This is a genomic window from Streptomyces sp. NPDC048639 (assembly GCF_043199075.1).
GTDB lineage: Bacteria > Actinomycetota > Actinomycetes > Streptomycetales > Streptomycetaceae > Streptomyces.
The window spans coordinates 800599-821022 of the sequence record NZ_JBICVP010000001.1; the positions used below are offsets into that span (position 1 = coordinate 800599).

The 20424-nt window shown below is 72.9% G+C and carries 15 protein-coding genes; 3 read left to right on the plus strand and 12 right to left on the minus strand.

Annotated elements, in window-relative coordinates; all coding sequences use genetic code 11:
* The first annotated feature begins 275 nt into the window (after positions 1-275).
* A complete protein-coding gene (locus ACGFNH_RS03460; RefSeq protein ID WP_393651285.1) occupies positions 276-1370 on the plus strand; it encodes a M4 family metallopeptidase in 1095 nt (364 codons plus the stop codon).
* Positions 1371-1491: 121 nt separating this feature from the next.
* Positions 1492-1758, plus strand: a complete 267-nt coding sequence (locus tag ACGFNH_RS03465; RefSeq protein WP_393651286.1) for a protealysin inhibitor emfourin — start codon at positions 1492-1494, stop codon at positions 1756-1758.
* Between the two features lie 49 nt (positions 1759-1807).
* On the opposite strand, the gene era is transcribed toward ACGFNH_RS03465, so the two are convergent.
* Together era and ACGFNH_RS03475 are read right to left on the minus strand one after the other, a co-directional pair.
* Positions 1808-2749, minus strand: a complete 942-nt coding sequence (era, locus tag ACGFNH_RS03470) for a GTPase Era (protein WP_393651287.1) — start codon at positions 2747-2749, stop codon at positions 1808-1810.
* A gap of 238 nt (positions 2750-2987) precedes the next feature.
* Positions 2988-3341, minus strand: coding sequence for a cytidine deaminase (locus ACGFNH_RS03475; RefSeq protein WP_393651288.1), 354 nt, complete (start codon positions 3339-3341; stop codon positions 2988-2990).
* A gap of 174 nt (positions 3342-3515) precedes the next feature.
* Between ACGFNH_RS03475 and ACGFNH_RS03480 the strand changes: the two genes are divergently transcribed.
* Positions 3516-4124 carry a GNAT family N-acetyltransferase gene (locus ACGFNH_RS03480; protein ID WP_393651289.1) on the plus strand — a complete coding sequence of 203 codons (609 nt, stop codon included), beginning with the start codon at positions 3516-3518 and terminating at the stop codon, positions 4122-4124.
* On the opposite strand, the gene ACGFNH_RS03485 is transcribed toward ACGFNH_RS03480, so the two are convergent.
* The 10 genes from ACGFNH_RS03485 to ACGFNH_RS03530 all read right to left on the minus strand — a co-directional run bounded on the left by ACGFNH_RS03485 (position 4121) and on the right by ACGFNH_RS03530 (position 20365).
* Positions 4121-5455: a hemolysin family protein gene (locus tag ACGFNH_RS03485; protein ID WP_393651290.1), complete on the minus strand. Its 1335-nt coding sequence runs from the start codon at positions 5453-5455 to the stop codon at positions 4121-4123. The two genes, ACGFNH_RS03480 and ACGFNH_RS03485, sit on opposite strands and share 4 nt — an antisense overlap.
* A 16-nt stretch (positions 5456-5471) precedes the next feature.
* Positions 5472-5969 (minus strand): rRNA maturation RNase YbeY, encoded by a 498-nt coding sequence (gene ybeY / locus ACGFNH_RS03490; protein WP_393651291.1) that lies wholly within the window; start codon positions 5967-5969, stop codon positions 5472-5474.
* A 27-nt stretch (positions 5970-5996) separates the two neighbouring features.
* Complete coding sequence (locus tag ACGFNH_RS03495; RefSeq protein ID WP_393651292.1) at positions 5997-7001, minus strand: PhoH family protein; 1005 nt, start codon at positions 6999-7001, stop codon at positions 5997-5999.
* Positions 7002-7256: 255 nt separating this feature from the next.
* Positions 7257-8318, minus strand: a complete 1062-nt coding sequence (locus ACGFNH_RS03500) for a carbohydrate kinase family protein (RefSeq protein ID WP_393651495.1) — start codon at positions 8316-8318, stop codon at positions 7257-7259.
* 270 nt (positions 8319-8588) lie between these two features.
* Positions 8589-9983, minus strand: coding sequence for a M1 family metallopeptidase (locus ACGFNH_RS03505; RefSeq protein ID WP_393651293.1), 1395 nt, complete (start codon positions 9981-9983; stop codon positions 8589-8591).
* A gap of 2172 nt (positions 9984-12155) precedes the next feature.
* The gene (locus ACGFNH_RS03510; protein WP_393651294.1) at positions 12156-13079 is read right to left on the minus strand and encodes a ribonuclease Z; all 924 of its coding nucleotides are present in this window, start codon (positions 13077-13079) and stop codon (positions 12156-12158) included.
* A 14-nt stretch (positions 13080-13093) separates the two neighbouring features.
* Positions 13094-13453 (minus strand): histidine triad nucleotide-binding protein, encoded by a 360-nt coding sequence (locus ACGFNH_RS03515; protein ID WP_393651496.1) that lies wholly within the window; start codon positions 13451-13453, stop codon positions 13094-13096.
* Between the two features lie 116 nt (positions 13454-13569).
* Positions 13570-14655 (minus strand): tetratricopeptide repeat protein, encoded by a 1086-nt coding sequence (locus tag ACGFNH_RS03520; RefSeq protein WP_393651295.1) that lies wholly within the window; start codon positions 14653-14655, stop codon positions 13570-13572.
* A gap of 64 nt (positions 14656-14719) precedes the next feature.
* Positions 14720-16144, minus strand: a complete 1425-nt coding sequence (locus ACGFNH_RS03525; RefSeq protein WP_393651296.1) for a tetratricopeptide repeat protein — start codon at positions 16142-16144, stop codon at positions 14720-14722.
* A 963-nt stretch (positions 16145-17107) separates the two neighbouring features.
* Entirely contained in the window at positions 17108-20365 is a 3258-nt protein-coding gene (locus ACGFNH_RS03530) for a S41 family peptidase (RefSeq protein ID WP_393651297.1), read from the minus strand.
* Positions 20366-20424 lie beyond the last annotated feature (59 nt).

Sequence of the window (20424 nt, forward strand, 5' to 3'; positions counted from 1 at the left end):
TGCTTCGACGGCCGACGTGACGGCGGTGGGCAACACCGGACTCCGCGGGGAGGGGGTCGGCCTTCGACTACAGGCCCTCGCCGCGGCAGCTAAGGAGAAGCAGCCCGAAACGCATGATGCGCAGAAGCTTAACCGAGCCTGCGCAGGGACACCGAGTCCGTTTCAGTATGCAAGACGCCGAAGCGGCAGCGGGCAAAGCATTACCGATCACTCCATTTCACTAACTCCGGTTGCAGCCGGTGACAGTTCATGAACTCTGTGCCACATTGCGCTGCATGACCGTTCACCCCGTACATCCCGTCTTCTGCACGATCGTGCCGCCGCACCTCCTCGACCGGCTCGCCCGGTCCGGGGAAGCGGCCGTCGCAGGTCCCGCCCGCCGCACCCTCGAGCGGGACGCCGCCCAGCGCACCCGCCGCCGGCTGACCACGGTCGCGGGCCTGACGGCCGTGACCGACCGTCGCGGCCCCGACGACCGCCCGCACCGCACGATCAGCGATGCCGGGCGACGCGAGGACCTGCCGGGCCGCGAGGTGCGCAGCGAGGGCGAGGACCCCGTGCAGGACGCGACCGTCAACCGCGCCTACGCCGGCCTCGGCGCGACCTTCGAGCTGTTCCTCAAGGCGTACTCCCGTACCTCCATCGACGGCTCCGGCCTGCCGCTGGACGCGACCGTCCACTACGGCGAGGACTACGGCAACGCCTTCTGGGACGGCGAGCGGATGGTCTTCGGGGACGGTGACGGCGAGGTCTTCCTCGACTTCACCATCCCGGTGGACGTGATCGGGCACGAGCTGACCCACGGCGTCACGCAATACACCGCCAACCTCGAGTACTTCGGCCAGTCCGGCGCGCTCAACGAGTCGGTGTCCGACGTCTTCGGCTCACTCATCAAGCAGTACGCGCTCGGCCAGACCGCCGCCGACGCCGACTGGCTGATCGGCGCCGGACTGCTCGCCCCGCGCGTCAGCGGGGAGGCGCTGCGCTCCATGAAGGCTCCGGGTACGGCGTACGACGACGACGTGCTCGGCAAGGACCCGCAGCCCGCCACGATGGACGACTACGTCCGCACCGGCAGCGACAACGGCGGGGTGCACATCAACTCCGGCATCCCGAACCACGCCTTCTACCTCGCCGCCAAGAGCCTGGGCGGACACGCCTGGGAGCGTGCCGGGCAGATCTGGTACGACGTGCTGACCGGCGGCGATCTGGCCTCCGACGCCGACTTCGCCGACTTCGCGCGGCTCACCGTCGCCGCCGCCCGGGAGCGCTACGGCGACGGTGACGAGCAGGAGGCGCTGGTGAAGGCGTGGGAAGAGGTCGGTGTGCCGACGGCGGAGGGGAAGGAATCCGAGAAGTCCGGGAGCTGAGTGCTGTCCTCGGCGCGCGCCCGCCGGGGACAAGGCGCGGCGCCCGCCCGGGACAAGGCGCGGCGCCCGCCCGGGACGACTGGACAGCCCTCAGGCCCGGAAAGGGGGTACAGATGGACCCATGCGAATTCAGGTGAAGCGCACCGGGGGGTTCACGGGCATCCCCCGTCACGCCGAGGTGGACACCACGGGACGGCCCGACGCGCAGGACTGGCAGGCTTTGGCCGAGCGGGCGCTCGCCGAGGGCCGGGACACGCCGCCGGCGGGTGTGCCGGACGGCTTCAGCTACCAGGTCACTGTCGGGGAGCGCACGGTCTACTGCGCGGACCCCCGCCTCGGCGAGGCACAGCGCGCGCTGATCATGCGCGTACTGAAGGAAGGCGCGTAGGGCGCTACGGCGTCCGCGCGGGCGGCCGGGCGGACGCGCGGACGGGCCCCTAGAAGCCGAGCCTGCGGAGCTGCTTGGGGTCCCGCTGCCAGTCCTTGGCCACCTTCACATGGAGGTCGAGGAAGACCGGGGTCCCGAGCAGCGCCTCGATGTGCTTGCGCGAGGTGCTGCCGACCGCCTTCAGCCGGGCCCCCTTCGGGCCGATGACGATGCCCTTCTGGCTCGGCCGCTCGATGTAGATGTTGGCGTGGACGTCCAGCATCGGCCGGTCGGCGGGACGGTCGGGTCGCGGCAGCATCTCCTCGACGACGACCGCGATCGAGTGCGGCAGCTCGTCCCGTACGCCCTCCAGAGCGGCCTCGCGGATCAGCTCGGCGACCATCACCTGCTCCGGCTCATCGGTGAGGTGGCCTTCGGGGTACAGCTCGGGCCCCTCGGGCAGCAGCGGCACCAGGAGATCGGCGAGCAGCCCGAGCTGGGACTCCGCCACGGCCGAGACCGGGACGATCTCGGCCCACTCGAAGCCCAGTTCCTTGCCGAGCCGGTCGACGGCGAGGAGCTGCTCGGCGAGTTGCTTGGAGTCCACCAGGTCGGTCTTGGTGACGACGGCGACCTTGGGCGTCTTCTTGATCCCGGCGAGCTCGCCCACGATGAAGCGGTCGCCGGGGCCGAGCTTCTGGTCCGCGGGCAGGCAGAAGCCGATCACGTCGACCTCGGCCCAGGTGGTCCGCACGACGTCGTTGAGGCGCTCGCCGAGCAGCGTACGGGGCTTGTGCAGGCCGGGGGTGTCGACCAGGACGAGCTGTGCGTCGGGACGGTGCACGATGCCGCGGACGGTGTGGCGGGTGGTCTGCGGCCGCGTGGAGGTGATCGCCACCTTCGTCCCCACCAGCGCGTTGGTCAGGGTCGACTTGCCCGCGTTGGGGCGGCCGACGAAGCACGCGAAGCCCGCGCGGTGGTGGTCCTGGCCGGTGGAGGAAGGTGCAGTCATGGGCCCCATTCTCCCCGATGGAGGGAGCCCGGCCGACCACGTGAGCCGTCCGGCCCGCTCCGCCCCGCAGCACCCGCCGCGGCGCCTCGCCACCTCCGGTCGCCGGTCGGGGAGACATGGGGGCCGGGGGCGCCGGCGCCCCTTGCGTGACCGGGTGGGGCACTGACGCCGACAGGCTCGAACGGGGCGTGCTCGTAGGTGAGTTGTGTCCAGCGGGCGTCCGCGGGAGGGGCGGGGCTCAGCCGGCGGTGACGGTGGCCCGCAGCGTGCCGTCGGGGCCCGCGAGCAGGACGGGGGTCCCGGCGCCGCCCAGGTCCCGTACGGCCGCGCGGTCCTCGTCCCGTACGGCCTCCGCGTCGGTGACCACGGCCGCCGCCTCGAGGGACCGGGCCCCGCTGGCGACCGCCATGGCCACGGCGGTCTGCAGCGCGCTGAGCGTCAGCGACGGGAGGCCGACGGTCCCGGCGACATAGGTGCGACCGGTCTCGTCCCGTACGGCCGCGCCCTCGGGTACGGCGTTCCGGGCCCGCGCGGAACGAGCCAGGGTGATGATCTTGCGGTCCTCGTGGGTCAGGGCGTCGCTGTCGCTCATGGAGCCGATCATAGAGAGCCGCTCGTGGCCGATATGCGACGGCCTCGTCCTGCCCCGCCGACCTCCCCTATCGCCCCGCCGCGGCGCTGCTGCGGGGCCGGGGCGCGGCTGGCTGGCTGGCTGGCTGGCTGGCTGGCTGGCTGGCTGGCTGGCTGGCTGGCTACGCTCGCTCGCATGGCGCCCCGCAGCGAAATCCGTCGTGTGACCCGGCCGGACGACGTGCTGGCGGCAGGCCATCTCTTCGACGGGCCGCCGCAGCAGAGGGCGACCGAGCGCTTCCTCGCGGAACCCGGCCACCACCTCTTCGTCGCGTACGTGGACGGCGTGCCCGCGGGCATGGTCACCGGGGTCGAGACGACGCACCCCGACAAGGGGACCGAGATGTTCCTCTACGAGCTGGCCGTGGACGAGCCGTACCGGCGCCGTGGCATCGGCCGCGCGCTGACCGCCGCGCTGGCCGATCTCGCCCGCGAGCGCGGCTGTTACGGGATGTGGGTGGCCACCGACGGCGACAACACCGCCGCCCTGGCCACCTATGCGTCGGTCGGCGGGGCGGCCGAGCCGGATCAGACGGTGCTGGTCTGGACGTTCGCAGCGGAATCCGTGGGCCTGGAACCCGCAGGCCCGGGACCCGCAGGCCCGGGACCCGCAGGCCCGGAATCCGCGAGCCCGGGCTCCACGCAACCGAACCCCACGGAACCGGACGCCACGGATCCGGACCCCACAGCATCGGACCCCACAGATCCAGGACCCGGCAGCCCCGGATCCGGGCGGCGCCGCTAGCCCTTGCCGTCCCCGCCGGAGTCGCCGTCCTCGCCCGCGACGGTGGAGCGGACCGGCTCGACCAGGACCGTGATGATCCGGTTCCTTCGCCCGGCGGCGGCCTCCGCGGTCAGCCGCAGCGCCTTGAGCTCCGGATCGGACGCGTCCTCGGACAGATCGACTTCCCCCGTCGCGCCGGCGATGGGCACCCGGCCCAGGGACTTGGCCAGCAGCCCGCCGACGGTCTCCACGTCCTCGTCGTCGAGCTCCAGGCCGTACAGGTCGCCGAGGTCGCCGATGTCGAGGCGGGCGGTGACGCGGTAGCGGTCCTCGCCGAGCTCTTCGACCGGCGGCAGCTCGCGGTCGTACTCGTCGGTGATCTCGCCGACGATCTCCTCGAGGATGTCCTCGATGGTGACGATGCCGGCCGTACCGCCGTACTCGTCGATGACGACCGCGACGTGGTTGCGCTCCTTCTGCATCTCGCGCAGCAGATCGCCCGCGTTCTTGGTGTCGGGTACGAAGGCGGCGGGCCGCATCGCGGTGGAGACGGGGTCGCTCTCGGCGTCGCGGTTGATGTGCGTCTTTCGGACCAGGTCCTTCAGATAGACGATGCCGACGATGTCGTCCTCGCTCTCGCCGGTCACCGGGATGCGGGAGAAGCCGGAGCGCAGGGCGAGCGTGAGGGCCTGGCGTACGGTCTTGGCACGCTCGATCACGATGAGGTCGGTGCGCGGCACCATCACCTCGCGGACGAGGGTGTCGCCCAGCTCGAAGACCGAGTGCACCATGCGGCGTTCGTCGTCCTCGATGAGCTGCTCGGACTCGGCGAGGTCGACCATGGCGCGCAGTTCGGCCTCCGAGGCGAAGGGGCCCTTGCGGAAACCCTTGCCGGGGGTGAAGGCGTTGCCGAGGAGGATCAGCAGCTGCGGGATCGGGCCCATGATGCGGGCGAGCGGCAGCAGGACGTAGGCCGCGGCGGTGGCGGTGTTGAGCGGGTGCTGGCGGCCGATGGTGCGCGGCGAGACGCCGACGGCGACGTAGGAGACGAGGACCATCACGCCGAGCGCGACGGCCAGCGCCTCCCAGGTCCGGTCGAACCCCTGCAGGCAGACGTACGTCACCAGGACGCCGGCGCCCATCTCGCAGGCGACGCGCACCAGCAGAGCGACGTTGAGATAGCGGGTGGGGTCCTCTGCGACCGCGAGGAGTCCCGCGCTGCCGCGCCGCCCGGCGCGTACGGCCTCCTCGGCGCGGAAGCGGGTCGTGCGGGCCAGGCCCGCCTCGGCGCAGGCGGCGAGCCAGGCGATCACGACCAGCAGGACGGCCACCGCGATGAACTGACCGGTCATCGTGTCGTCCGTCCCGTCATCGTGTGGTGGGTGCCGGGGAAGGGCCTTCGAGACCGCGCTCGGTGCGCCAGCCGTCGATGATCGCCTTCTGCAGCCCGAACATCTCGGTCCGCTCGCCGGACTCCTCGTGGTCGTAGCCGAGCAGGTGCAGCACGCCGTGGACGGTGAGGAGCTGGAGCTCCTCGTCCATGGAGTGCTGCGTAGGCGCTTCCTCGCCCTGCTGCCTGGCGACCTCGGGGCAGAGCACGATGTCGCCGAGGAGGCCCTGCGGGGGCTCCTCGTCGTCCTTCGCGGGCGGACGCAGCTCGTCCATCGGGAAGGACATGACATCGGTGGGCCCCGGCAGGTCCATCCACTGGATGTGGAGCTGCTCCATGGCGGCGGCGTCGACGACGATCACCGACAGCTCGGACAGCGGGTGGATGCGCATCCGGGCAAGGGCGTAGCGGGCGACATCCAGGATCGCCTGCTCGTCGATGTCCGTGCCGGACTCGTTGTTGACGTCGATCGACATGAGGGTGGGTTCTGGCTTCTTTCGGAGTCACTGCCCGTTGCGGCTGTCGTACTGCTCGTATGCGTCGACGATACGGCCGACGAGCTTGTGGCGGACCACATCGCTGCTGTTGAGGAGGGAGAAGTGCACATCGTCCACCCCGTCGAGGATCTCCCGCACCTGGCGCAGGCCGCTCTTGGTACCGCCGGGAAGGTCGACCTGGGTGACGTCGCCGGTAATGACGATCTTGGATTCGAAGCCGAGCCGGGTGAGGAACATCTTCATCTGCTCGGGGTTCGTGTTCTGCGCCTCGTCGAGGATGATGAACGCGTCGTTGAGCGTCCGGCCGCGCATATACGCCAGCGGCGCCACCTCGATCGTCCCGGCGGCCATCAGCCGCGGGATCGAGTCGGGGTCCAGCATGTCGTGCAGCGCGTCGTACAGCGGGCGCAGATACGGGTCGATCTTCTCGTAGAGCGTGCCGGGCAGGAAGCCGAGCCGTTCGCCCGCCTCGACCGCGGGCCGGGTCAGGATGATCCGGTTGACCTGCTTGGACTGCAGCGCCTGGACCGCCTTGGCCATGGCCAGATAGGTCTTGCCGGTGCCCGCCGGGCCGATGCCGAAGACGACCGTGTGCCTGTCGATCGCGTCGACGTAGCGCTTCTGGTTGAGCGTCTTCGGGCGGATCGTGCGGCCGCGGCTGGAGAGGATGTTCTGTGTGAGCACTTCGGAGGGGGTCTCGGCAGCGGCGCCGCCCGCGCCTTCCTCCTCGCGGAGCATCGCGATCGACCGCTCCACCGCGTCCTCCGACATGGGCTGCCCGGTGCGGAGCACCAGCATCATCTCGTCGAACAGGCGCTGGACGAGCGCGACTTCCTTGGAGTCCCCGGTCACGCTGATCTCGTTGCCGCGCACATGGATGTCGGTCGACGGGAACTCCTGCTCGATCACGCGCAGAAGGGAGTCCCCGGACCCCAGAACCATCACCATGGGGTGCTTGGGCGAGACGGTGAAGTGGGCGGTTGCCTGCGAACGTGTAGGTGTCTGAGTCATGGGCCGGCTCTCTGGCCTGCTGACCCCGCCTTCTGTGCTCGATGCGCCGTACGCAGTCCCGTACGGCCCTGTGCTCCAAGCCTACGACGGAGCACCGACAACCCCCGACCCCTTTTCACCGCCGTTCTCGGCCGGTCCTCCCCCGTCCTCCCGCAGTTTCCCAGCAGCGACCTGGCGCCCGTCCCCGGGGTTCTCCGGCGCCTGCCCCGGCCGGTCGTCGCGCCCGCCCCGCGGGCGGTCCCCGGGTGCACCCCGTCAGCGCCGGCGGAACCCGACCGTGGGGACGGCGCGGCGCAGCGGCAGGGGTCGGGCCGCGGAGGGCAGCAGATCGTCGAGGAACCCGTAGTGGCGCAGCGCGGCCGCACGGTCGTCGTGGGACTTCACGTGCTGCCACCAGGCGGCGATCTCCATCCAGCCGGGGGCGGAGAGCGATCCGCCGAACTCCTGGACGGACAGCGCCGCGATCAGACCCGCGAAGGCAAGCCGGTCGGCGAGCGGCCAGCCCGCGAGCGTGCCCGTGACGAAGCCCGCGACGAAGACGTCCCCGGCGCCCGTGGTGTCGAGCGCCTCGACCTGGATGGCGGGGACGGACGCGGTCTCACCGGTTCCGCCGTCCACCGCGTACGCGCCGTCGGAACCCAGCGTCACCACGGCCAATGGCACCTTCTCGGCGAGCGCGCGGGCGGCGGCGCGCGGGCTCACCGTGCGCGTGTAGCGCATCGCTTCCTCGGCGTTGGGCAGGAACGCCTCGCATTGCTCGAGGTCGGCGAGCGCGGCCAGTTCCCAACGGCCCGTGTCGTCCCAGCCGACATCGGCGAAGATCCGGCTGCCGTCACGGGCGGACGCCGCGATCCAGTCCTCCTGGCGCCCCGGGGCCAGCGCGGCGACGCAGGCGCGGGAGCGGGGCGGGCAGCCGGGGACCGGATCGGGCGGCGGTGCCTCGTGCCCGTGGGAGACCATCGTGCGCTCGCCCTCGTACGCCATGGACACGGTGACCGGGGAGTGCCAGTCGGCAACCCGGTGCGACGGCGTCAGGTCGATGCCCTCGCCGTTCTCGAGGCTGTCCCAGCAGTAGTCGCCGTAGACGTCGTCGCCGAAGGCGGCGGCGAGCGAGGTGCGCAGGCCGAGGCGGGCGAGAGCGGTGGCCATGTTGGCGATGCCGCCGGGGCTGGAGCCCATGCCGCGTGCCCAGGACTCGGTGCCGCGCACGGGCGCGCTGTCGAGCCCGGTGAAGATGATGTCCAGGAAGACGGTTCCGGTGAGGTAGACGTCGACGGGCGGATCGCCGGGGGTGCGGAGCGCGGCGAGCGGGTCCACCGGGTGGCCCTGGGCCGCCGGGGTGCCGCCCTCCGGGTCACCGGGCGCGGCGCGGGTCCCTCCCGACCCGCCGTCCCACGCGGACCGGGCCTGCGCACCGCACGGGCGGAGCGGCCGGTTCTCCTCGCTTCGCGTCACGCCCCACTCCTCGCCGGACGACGATCGATGCAGCTCGCACCGTCTGACCAGAGTATGGATCCGGCTGCGCGGATCCGGCCAAGTGCGCTCCGTACGGTACGCCGTCGGTCACGGCGGGCCACCCGGATCCGGTCAGCGGATGCCGTGTTCCCGCCAGAACGGGCCGAGGTCCCGGTCGGTGACGGCCTGTGCGGCGTGCCGGAAGGAGGCGGCGGTCGACACCCCGTACCAGTGGTCGCGTGCGTAGTCCCTCAGGAGCCGGGCCATGGCCGGTCCGCCGATCTCCCGCTCCAGGTCGTGCAGCATGCAGGAACCGCCCTGGTAGACAGCGGCTTTCCAGGTGTCCTCGTGCCCGGACCAATGGCCCATGGAGAGGGTCGCGCCGGTGGCGGGACGGCACCCGGGGCGGTGGTCACCGCGGAAGAGGTCCTCGGCGTAGACGGCGAACGCCTCGTCGAGCCACGGGGAGTCGAACTGGTCGTTGCCGACGATGCCGTACCACCACTGGTGGGCCATCTCGTGGACCGTCGCGCCGCCTGCCGCACGGGAGTTGAGCAGAACGAGGCCGGGGTACTCCATGTCGCCCGAGGTCGTCCCGAAACCGTCGTGCAGGACCAGGTCCGCCTCGCCGTAGGGATAGCGGCCGAAGCGCGCGCCGAACTCATCCACGGCATTGGCGGCGGCACTGCCCGACGCCGTGGCGACGGAGGCCGGGGTGGCCGCGGGCCGGAAGGTGGTGATCCGGACTCCGCCCGGGGACTGGGTCGTTGCCGTGACGAAGGGGCCGGCGGCCCAGGCGAAGTCGCGCACCCGGTGCGCGGTTGCGGTGGTGACGGACCGGGCGTCACCGTCCTTCCCGTCTCCGGCGTCACCGGGCCCGGTGACGGCGGTTCCCGTGGCGGGCACCTTCAGGTCCGGTGGGTGGTCGAGACGGACCCGGAAATCCGCGGCCAGCGTGTAGTAGCTCTCGCCGAATCCGACATCGCGATCGAGACGCCAGCCCTGTGCGTCGCGCACGGCCAGCACGGGCAGGGCGTTGCCGAGGAAGGTGTACGGGCCGTCCCGGCCGAAGCGTTCGGTGCGGCGGGGCGCGTCGATCGCCACGTCGAAGGCGACCGTGGCGCGCTCTCCGTGGGCGAGAGAGCCGGGCAGATCGATGCGGAGGGCGGTGCAGCCGGCGGTGAGGCCACGGGAGGCACCGCCCTCGACGCGCGTGACACGTACGGGAGTCGGGTGGTCGCAGCCGTCCCAGGCGTTGCCCCACAGGCGCAGATACACCTCGCGCAGGGGCGTGCCCGTGGCGTTGGTGAACGTCACGCGTTCCCGCCCGTTCCAGCGCGCGCCGGTGGTGTCGCTGCGGAGCGAGACGTCGTAGGCGATGTTCGTGGGACCGGCATGGGTCCGGGCCTCGGTTGTGGCGGCCGCGGGCTCCGGCGGGTCCGCGTGCCCGGTGGAACCGGCGCCGAGGACGGCCAGCAGCGCCACGAGCGCCGCGGCCGGCATGCTGCTGCGGACGGTCGGCCTCATGGTGAACCCGCGCTCCCCGCCTGTGCGGCAGCGCCCTTGCAGGGCGCACTCTTCCACCCTACGACGGCTCGTCAGGCCGCGCCCGGCGAGTCACCTCGCCCCCCGTCCGCCCCTCAGGCCCGGCGCCGCGAGCGAACATCGGGGCAGGGGGCGGGCCGAGGCCGCGTCCGCGGCAGGGGGTGTGCCGCTGCCGCGTCCGCGGCAGGGGGTGTGCCGCTGCCGCATCCGCGGCAGGGGGTGCGCCGCTGCCGCATCCGCGGCAGGGGCCGGTGACACGTCGGGGTTCCGGCAGGCGCCCGGCGGGCTGTGCGGGCGCGGCATTCGTTGTGGAGTTGCTTGCCTACGGTCAAGCATTTCGACAACGAGTTCCCGAGACCGGCTCAACTGATGCCCCGGGTGGACGCCATGGTCGGTCTGTCGCGCAACCGGACGACGGCCGCCTCTCGGGGCACCTGGCCCAGCCAGGCCCTTGCCCGCCCGGATGCCCAAACACCCACCACCGGGCCGACACCCGGGCCCCCCGGCACGAAGCAGGCAGATCGCACCACCACCACGGATACTCAACGGCTCGACCGGCTCGACCGGCTCCCGGTCTCGTCTCGCGCCTGCGGCGCAAAGAAGGAGCAACGGGGCGGCGGGAGGCGCGGCCGAGGTCCGCGTCCGCGGCAAGGCCCGGTGACACGGCGGGTCCCCGCATGCCCGGCTGGACTCCCCCGTACTTCGACCTTCCCTCTCGTCTCGCGCCTGCGGCGCAAGAACGAGCAACGGGGCGGCAGGGGACGCGGCCGAGGTCCGCGTCCGCGGCAAGGCCGGTGACACGGCGGGTCCCCGTATGCCCGGCCGGACTCCCCCGTACTTCGACCTTCCCTCTCGTCTCGCGCCTGCGGCGCAAAGAACGAGCAACGGGGCGGCAGGGGGCGCGGCCGAGGTCCGCGTCCGCGGCAAGGCCGGTGACACTGCGGGTTCCGGCAGGCGCTCGGGGGTCCTGCGCTTTTCGGCGGTACTCGTTGTGGGATTGCTTGCCTGCGGTCAAGCATTTCGACGACGGGTCTACGGGACTGGCGCAATCGATGGCTCGGGCGGGACACCGTGGGCGGTCTGTTGCGGTACCGGACGGCGGCCGCACTTCCGGCACATGGCCCGGCCAGGCCCTCGGCCGCCTGAGTGCTCAACCGCCCATCACCGGGCCGCTATTCGGGCAACGACCCCCGCACGAAGCAGGTAGGCCGTCCCACCACCCACGGATGTCCATCGGCTCCTCCGGCACTCGGTCTCGTCTCGCGCCTGCGGCGCAAAGAGCGAGCATCGGGGTGGCGGGGGGTCCGGCTGAGGTCCGCGTCCGCGGCAGGGCCGGTGACTGCGGGTTCCGGCAGGCGCTCGGGGGTCCTGCGCTCTTCGGCGGTACTCGTTGTGGGATTGCTTGCCTGCGGTCAAGCATTTCGACGACGAGTTCCCGGGACTGGCGCAACGATGGCCCGGGCGGGACACCGTGGTCGGTCTGTTGCGCAACCGGACGGCGGCCGCACCCGCGGGCGCCCGGCCCAGCCACGCCCCGGGCCCGCCCCGATGCTCAACCGCCCACCACCGGGCCGCCACCCCGGCAACAACCCCACCCGAACCAGGCAGACCGCCCCACCACCACGGATACACAACGGCTACACCGGCTCCCGGCCTCGTCTCGCGCCTGCGGCGCAAAGAGCGAGCAACGGAGCGGCGGGGGCGGGGCCGAGTTCTGCCTCCGCGGCAGGGCCGGCCACACTGCGGGTTTCCCGCAGGCCCTCGGGGGTCTGCGCTTTCCCGACACCCGCTGGGAATTGCTTGCCTCCGGTCAAGCATTTCGACGACGGACCTCCGGGACCGGCTCAACCGAGCAACCCCACGACGACCGCACCCCCGGACACCCGGCCCAGCCGGGACCCCGCCCGCCCGGATGCTCAAACACCCACCACCGGGCCGGAACCCGGACAACAAACCCCACCCCAACCACGCAGACCGCACCACCGCGGCCTCACGAGAGCCACCGGCCGCAGCTTCCACCGCCCCGCGAGAGCCACCGGCCGCAGCTTCCACCGCACCGCGAGAGCCGCCGCGCCCCGCGCTCCCCCGCGCTCCCCCGCGCGGCACCCCGCCACACCGGCCGCGCGCCCGTCCGGCGCGCATCGAGAAGTGCGTTCAGACCCGTTTCGGGAACGCGATGCGGTCCAGGTCCCGGGCGATGGTGAGTTCGCCGTCGAACCCGGCCGCCCGGGCCTCCCGTTCGAAGTCCGCCGGCTCCGCGTACCGCTGCGAGAAGTGGGTGAGTACCAGATGCCGTACGCCCGACTCCGCGGCCACCCGGCCCGCCTGACCTGCCGTCAGGTGCCCGTGCTCCTCCGCGATGCCCACGGCCTCGTCGAGGAACGTGGACTCGATGACGAGCATGTCGCAGCCCTCGGCCAGCGCGTGCACGCCCTCGCACATCCGCGTGTCCATCACGAACGCGAAGCGCTGTCCCCGCCGCACCTCACCGACCTCCGCGAGAGTGACCGTGCCGTGGCCCGGCACCTCAAGGGCGCCCTCGCGCTGCAGACGTCCGATGTCGGCCCCGCCGATCCCGTACGCGGCGAGCCGCTCCGGCAGCATGCGGTGGCCGTCCGGCTCGGTGAGGCGGTAGCCGTACGCCTCCACCGGGTGCGAGAGCAGGCGGGCCTCGAGCGTGAACGGCGGCCCCTCGGCGAGCACTTCGGCCTCACCACCGACGGGACGCTCCACGATCCGGGCCTTCTCGTGGTACGCCGTGGAGTACCGCAGCCGCCCGAAGAACCGCTCGCCACTGGCCGGGTAGTGCGCGGTCACCGGGTGCGGCACACGGTCCAGGTTGATGCGCTGGATCACCCCGGCCACGCCCAGGGAGTGGTCCCCGTGGAAGTGCGTGATGCAGATCCGGTTGATGTCGTGGGCTGCGACGCCCGCGAGCAGCATCTGCCGCTGGGTGCCCTCGCCGGGGTCGAAGAGGAGGCCCTCGCCGTCCCAGCGCAGCAGATAGCCGTTGTGGTTGCGATGCCGGGTGGGCACCTGGCTCGCGGTGCCGAGAACGACGAGTTCGCGGGCGGACATCCCGGCCTTCCGCCTTATCCCGGGGGCCAGTTGAAGCCGCGTCCGCCCAGGACGTGCGCGTGCGCATGCCATACGGTCTGGCCCGCGCCGGTGCCCGTGTTGAACACGATGCGGTAGCCCGTCCCGTCGACCCTGTCCTGGGCCGCGACCTCGCCCGCCTCGCGCAGCACGTCCGCCGTCACTCGGGCATCGGCTGCCGCCAGGGAGGCGGCATCCCGGTAGTGGGCCTTGGGGACGACGAGGACGTGCGTGGGCGCCTGGGGGTTTATGTCGCGGAAAGCGAGCGTCGTGTCGGTCTCGCGCACCACGTCCGCCGGGACCTCCCCCGCGACGATCTTGCAGAACAGGCAGTCGTCCTGCCGCTCTCCGGCCATGGCCCGGGCCTCCTTCGCGCCGATCCTCGCACCGCCCCGTACGGGCGGCCCTTTGCTGCGGATCATCACAGTCGATCGTTACGGACCGCATGCTAGCGGCCCGTACCTGCCCTGCTTCAATCCTTGGGCCTGCGCCGCCGCAGCGCCGCCCGGGAGCCCCAGTACGCCAGGATCACGAGCCAGATGGAGGGCGCGACGGTCGCGCCGAGGAAGGCGGCGTCGGTCCACGGGACGGCCACGATCAGCACCGAGACCAGGGCCATGAACGCGACGACGCAGGCCAGGACGGTGACGGGCACGCTTCGCCGGCCCAGCGCGACCAGCGGGCGCCGCAGCCGTTCCGGGACGCGGGACCGCACGCGCCCCGCCCAGGCGGACCAGAGCGCCACGATGACCGCGAGAGCGACCAGGCGGGGGGCGAGCGCACCGGGCTGCGGCGGGAAGCCCTCACCCGCCCCGGACACCGCGGCGCCGATCACCCCGGCAACCAGACCGAGCGCCGCGATCCACCGGGTCCTGGCGACCGCGCCGAAGACCATGACCTCAAGGTTGTAGCGGGCGGTGCGGTCCTCGAGGTCGACGGCGGCGACATCGGCGAAGCCCTCCAGCGCCAGGCTCCAGCGGCTGCGGTTGCCGAGCCGCCGGTTCATGTGGAGCACGGAGAGGTTGTTCCGGGCGGAGGTGTTCTCCGGGTCCAGGCGCAGGGCCTCGCGGTAGGCCTGTTCCGCCACGGGGTAGTTGCGCAGCATCTGGGCGCTGATGCCGACCATGTAGTGCGCGCGGGACTCCTCCGGCTCCAGGTGGACGACATGGCGGGAGACCTCGTACGCCTCGGAGTTGCGCCCCTGGCGCAGCAGGGTGCTCGCGAGGACCAAGTGGCCGCCCCAGTAGCCGGGTTCGGCGCGCACGGCCTCCTGCGCGGAGGCCAGCGACTCCTGGTAGCGGCCGAGATCGGCCAGCGCGGCGGCGCGCGTCTGCCAGGCTCGGGCCTGCGACGGGTCGGCGGCCAGCGACTGGTCGGCCGCGTGCAACGCGCCCTCGTTGTCGTCGAGGAGGGAACGGCAGCGGGCCAGCTCGGCCCAGGCGGGGGCGCTGCCGGGGTCGGCGGCGAGGTATTGGACGAGGAGCCCGGCAGCCTGCGCGTACCGCCCGACGTCGGCGAGGGCCTGGGCGCGGCGCAGGGTCTCCACGGCCGCGGTCACCGGTGCCGGTTCCTTCCGGCGGGCCCGGGGCGCGTCACGGCAGGCGCCGTCACAGCAGCCCCCGTCACAGCTTCCTCTTGCGCTTGAGATAGGCGAGCAGATCGTCGTACATGCCGCCCTCGTTGCTGAACATCGCGACATTGCGGGCGGAGGCGAACCACGCGTCCGTGGACGGCCGGAGCTGCTTCGCCGCCTCCAGCAGGTCCGACATGCCGATCATGCGGGCCTCGCCGGTCCTGACCGAGTCCAGCAGCGCGCGCTCGGAGGCGGATTCACAGAGGTGCGCGAGGTCCGCACCGGAGAAGCCGTCGGTACGGCGGACGAGCTTGCCCACATCGATGCCCGCGACGGGCCGTTCGCGCAGGTGGTAGCGGAGTATCGCCTCGCGCGCGGGTTCGTCGGGCGGCAGGACGAGCAGGGTGCGGTCGAAGCGGCCGGGGCGGCGCAGGGCGGTGTCCACGTCCCAGGGGTGGTTGGTGGCGGCGAGGACGAACACACCCTCGTTGTCGCCGTTCACACCGTCCAGTTCGGTGAGGAGCTGGTTGACGGTGTTGCGCAGGCCGCTGTGGTGCATCCGGCTGCGCTTGGCACCGAGGGCGTCGATCTCGTCGAGGAACAGGACGCAGGGCGAGGAGGAACGGGCGGTCCGGAAGATGTCGTGCAGATTGCGCTCCGAGGCGCCGATCCACATGTCGAGAACGTCGCTGAGGGACACGGACAGGAACCGCGCGCCCAGTTCACCCGCGACGGCGCGGGCGATGAACGTCTTTCCGCAGCCGGGAGGTCCGTAGAGCAGCAGGCCGCCGCGCAGGCTCTTGCCGTACAGCTTGCGCAGTTCGGGGTTGCGCATGGGCGCGAGGAAGGCGGCCTCCAGGCGCTCCTTGACCTCGTGCATGCCGCCGACGTCGTCGAGGCGCAGGGCGCCGGCCGCCTCGACGTCCCAGGACGAGGCGCCGCCGGGATCGGCCGGACCTTCGGCGAGCGGCCGCTCCAGGCGCGGTACATCGTCGTCTCCGCCGTCGTCCCCGGCGCCGTCATCGGCCCCGGTGGACTCGACGAAACGCGGCGGTACGACGTCGCCGACCTCGCGCTCTGCCGCCTGCCAGTCGAAACCGCCCTGGTGGCCGGGGACTTGGGGGTGCTGCGGAGCACCGGCGGAGGGCGCGCCGGTGGAGGGCGTACCGGCGGAGGGCGTACCGGCGGAGGGCGCCCGGCCGGTGGCCGACGGAGCGGGGCCGTCGCCGGTGGCCGGCGCGGGGCCGGTACCGGTCGTGGCCGCCGGGCCGCCGCCCATCGCCCGCGCCATCAACGCCCGCGCCTGCGCATCGCCGGGGGCACGCTGGAGCGCGGCCGCGATCTGGGCCACGGCGTCGTCCGCGTGCCCGGCGTCGAGCAGCAACTCGGCCAGATGCAGGCGCAGGGGCACATCGTCGGGAGTGGCGTCGACAGCGGAACGCAGACTGCGGATGAGCGGTGTCTCCTCGGCCATGACACCACCCTACGGAGGGACTACGACAGCCAGAACGCCAGGTCGTCCGTGCTTCGACGGCCCAGGGCACACGGTCGGCGCCCCGCGAGCACACGGTCGGCGCCCCCCGCGGCCACACCGTCGGCGCCCCGCGAGCACACGGTCGGCGCCCCCCGCCCCGGCTGTGACCGGTCCGGGCCCCGGCACTTCTCGTACCCCGCCCCGAGGCGGCAGCAGCGCACGGCTCATCTTCGGAGCGCCACGTTTCGAGGGGCGGGATCAGGCTCGACCGCCCACTACTCAATTTCCCACCGTGCCCTGTCTGTCGGCGCGGGCGCTCGACAAAGGGCGACCGGGACTCCCGTCGCTGGTCATCACCTTTCTCACCATGAGCGCGCTCCCGAAGCAGCAACGGAGAGTCGGGGACTCGGGAAGGGCCGGATATCCAGGCCCTCCGCCTCAAGGGGCAGCAGGCAGCGGCATACCGGTGCCACTCCGGCGGCTCGACGCCCTCTCGCCGCCTCGTACGGCGAGCGCCTCGGCGCTCCCGGGCCCCGGAGCGGCCCGCCCGTACCAGGGGGCACGGTGGCGAACCGTGGTGGCAGACCGGGGGTCGGCGAGGGAGCGCAGGCGAACACCATCACCTCCGGGCCCTGGCAGGTTGCCCGATGGTCGAGGCGCAGGAGACAAGCGACAGGCGGCCAGGGACCGGGATCCGAGGGCCGAGGGGCTCACCCCGGCCGTCCTCGTAGCGCGCGCGGCCGTCGCAGGGTTCGCCGCGCTCCTCGGGCGGGAGGCATCGGCGTCGGCGGCCCAGCCCGTCCGCCGCCGCCGGAGCGGCAGGCCCCCGCGGCAGCCCCCCGGCCGGAAGCTCCCGGGAGGGCACCCGGCTCAGCACTCCCACGCGCGGGCGGACTCCGCGGACAGGCTCCGTACGAGGGCGGCCTCCGCAGGCCGCCCCCATCCCGGCAACTCTCCCGAGTGCTAAGGGAGTTGCGGAAGCTGCGGCGGAAGCTTCGCCGGGTTCTCCGAGAGCGCCGCCAGTGCGATGCGGATCGCCTCGTCGAGCTGCGGGTCACGGCCCGCCGCCGAGTCCTGGGGCGCGTGGACGACCTCCACGTCCGGGTCGACGCCGTGGTTCTCCACACCCCAGCCGTAACCCTCCAGCCAGAAGGCGTACTTGGGCTGGGTGACCTCCGTGCCGTCGACCAGCGTGTAGCGCCGGTCGATGCCGATCACGCCTCCCCAGGTGCGCTCGCCGACCACCGGGCCGATGCCCAGGGCCTTGATGGCCGCGTTGACGATGTCGCCGTCGGATCCGGAGAACTGGTTGGCGACGGCGACGACCGGCCCGCGCGGCGCGTCCTGCGGGTAGCTCACGGGCTGCATGTCGCGCGGCAGGTCCCAGCCGACGATGCGGCGGGCCAGCTTCTCCACGACGAGCTGGGAGGTGTGGCCGCCCCGGTTCTCGCGGACGTCCACCACCAGCCCCTCGCGGGCGACTTCGACCCGCAGATCGCGGTGGATCTGGGCCCAGCCGGGCGCCTGCATGTCGGGGACGTGCAGATAGCCGAGCCGCCCGCCGGACTGCTCGTGCACATACGCCCGCCGCCCCGCGACCCACGCGTGGTAGCGCAGCGGCTCCTCGTCCGCGACCGGGACGACCACGACGTGCCGCGGGTCGCCCCCGCCGGACGGCGCGACGGTGAGCTCGACGGGCTTGCCCGCCGCACCGACGAGCAGCGGCCCGGGCCCGGTCACGGGGTCGACCCGGTGGCCGTCGACGGCCAGGATCGCGTCCCCGGCCCGTACGGCCACGCCCGGCGCGGCCAGCGGGGAGCGGGCGCCCGGGTCGGAGGTCTCGGACGGCAGGATGCGCTCGATCCGCCACGCGCCGTCGTCGTCGCGGGCGAGGTCGGCGCCGAGCAGCCCCTGCCGGTGCGCGGGGTCGCCCCATCCGCCGGGCGGGGTGACGTACGCGTGGGAGGTGCCCAGTTCGCCCTGGACCTCCCACAGCAGGTCCACCAGGTCGTCGTGGGTGGCCACGCGGTCGAGCGCGGGGCGGTAGCGGTCCAGGACCGCGTCCCAGTCCGTGCCGCCCAGGTCCGGGCGCCAGAAGTTGTCGCGCATGAGGCGCCCGGCCTCGTCGTACATCTGCCGCCACTCGGCGGCCGGGTCGACCGTCAGCCGGATCCGGGAGAGGTCGACCGTGGTGCTGGTGTCGCTGTCCTCGTCGTCCGAGGACTTGGCGTCCGCCGGTACGGCGCGGAGCTTGCCGTCGGCGGAGATCAGCACCCGCTTGCCGTCGCCGCTGACCGCGAAGTCGTCGACGTCACCGGCCAGTTCCTCCAGGCGCCGCTGGGCGAGGTCATAGCGGACGAGCCCGGTGGTCGGCCCGTCGTCCTCGGGCGTGGCCAGGGCGGAACCGAGGACACCGCTCATCGGGTGGCGGAGCCACAGCACGCCGTCCTCCGCGGAGCGGAGCATGGAGTAGCGGCCGGCCTCGACCGGGAAGGGCACGATGCGGTCGGCGAGGCCGTCGAGGTCGATACGGGTGGCGGGCGGCGTCTGCTCCTGGTCCTGGTCGCCTCCGTCGTGGTCCGGCTTGTCGTCCTCGCGGGGGCGCCCGTGGCGCTGCGGGCCGAAGGGCGACGGGGTGGCCGCGGCCAGCGTGATCAGGTGCGGGCGGCAGGCGCCGACGAAGGCGAGGTCGAAGACGTGCGCGTCGTAGACCGGGTCGAAGGCCCGCTCGGAGAGGAACGCCAGGTGCTTGCCGTCGGCGGTGAAGGCGGGCGAGAAGTCGTTGAAGCGCAGCGGGGTGGCCTCGGCGACGGACAGGTCCGTCGCGTTGGCGATCTTGAGCTGCCTGAGCGGGCCGGGGCCCGGGTGCGACCAGGCGAGCCAGCCGGAGTCGGGTGAGAAGACCAGGCCGTCGGCGTCGCCGAACTCACTGCGGGCGACCTCGCGCACCTCCCCCGACTCGCGCTCGACGAGCAGGACGCGCCCGTCGTGGGAAGCGACGGCCGCGCGACTGCCGTCGGGCGCCATGGCGAGGTCGAGGACGCGGCCGAACTGCCCTGCCCCGATGCGGCGGGGGGCCGCCCCGGGTGCCGCCCCGGCGGAGGGCGCGAACTCCAGGGCGTCCTCGCCCTCCGCGTCCGTGACCCAGACGACGTGCTCCTCGGTGCCGCCGCCCGCCCGGAAGACGCGGGGCAGCCGTGCCCGTACGCCCGGCGTCGCCGCGAGCGCGCGGGCCGGGCCCTCGCGGTGCGTGACCCAGTGGATGCTGCCGCGCACCTCGACGGCGCTGCCCCGGCCCGTGCGGTCGGGGCGGGCGTCGCCCAGGTAGGCGGCGGCCCGCGCCGGGAACGGCTGGAGGTCGGTGCGCTGGCCGCCGAGACGGACGGTCAGCCGCCGCGGCTCCGCGCTCTCCAGGTCGTCCAGCAGCCACAGTTCGCCGCCGGAGGAGTAGATGACGCGCGTGCCGTCGGTGGCGGCGTGGCGAGCGTAGAAGTGGTCGAGCGGCGTGTGCCGGCGCAGGTCCGAGCCGTCGGGGAGCGAGGAGTGGAGGGCGCCGGTGCCCTCGTGGTCGGAGAGGAACGCGACCCGGTCGCCCACCCGGAGCGGGAACTCCATGTTCCCGTCGAGGTCCGCGTGGAGCCGTTCGAACTCGCCCGTCCCGTCCCGGTCGATCCACAACCTGCCGGCCGTGCCGCCGCGGTAGCGCTTCCACGCCGCGGCCTCCCGGCCCATGGTGGCCGACAGCAGCAGGACGGCGCCGCGCGGGCCGTACGCCACGTCGCCGACCGGGCCGTACGGGAGCGTGCGCGCGGGGCTGCCGTCCAGCGGAAGCGCCCTGGCCCACGTACGGCGCAGGGAAGCCTGCCCGTACGTGCTGATCGCCAGCACCTCGCCGTCCGGCGTCCAGCCGCGCACGGCCGTCTTCCAACTGCCCCAGTGGGTGAGGCGCTTGGCGGGGCCCCCGTCGACCGGGGCGACGTGCACCTCGGGCGCCCCGTCGCGGGTGGAGGTCCAGGCGACGTGCTCGCCGTCCGGGGAGATGCGCGGAGACGAGACCGGCATGTTGTCGGCGCTGACCCGCCAGGCGCGCCCCCCGTCCAGGGGCGCGGCCCAGACGTCGTCCTCGGCGGTGAAGGTGATCAACTCGCCGTGCAGATGCGGGTGGCGGAGATACGAGGGCTGCGGCGAAGAGGGCGTCGAAGGCTGCGTCACGCCCGCCACACTAATCAGGTGCCAGGGGCCCTACCAGCACTTTCCGGTAGTCGTTGACCGGAAATCGG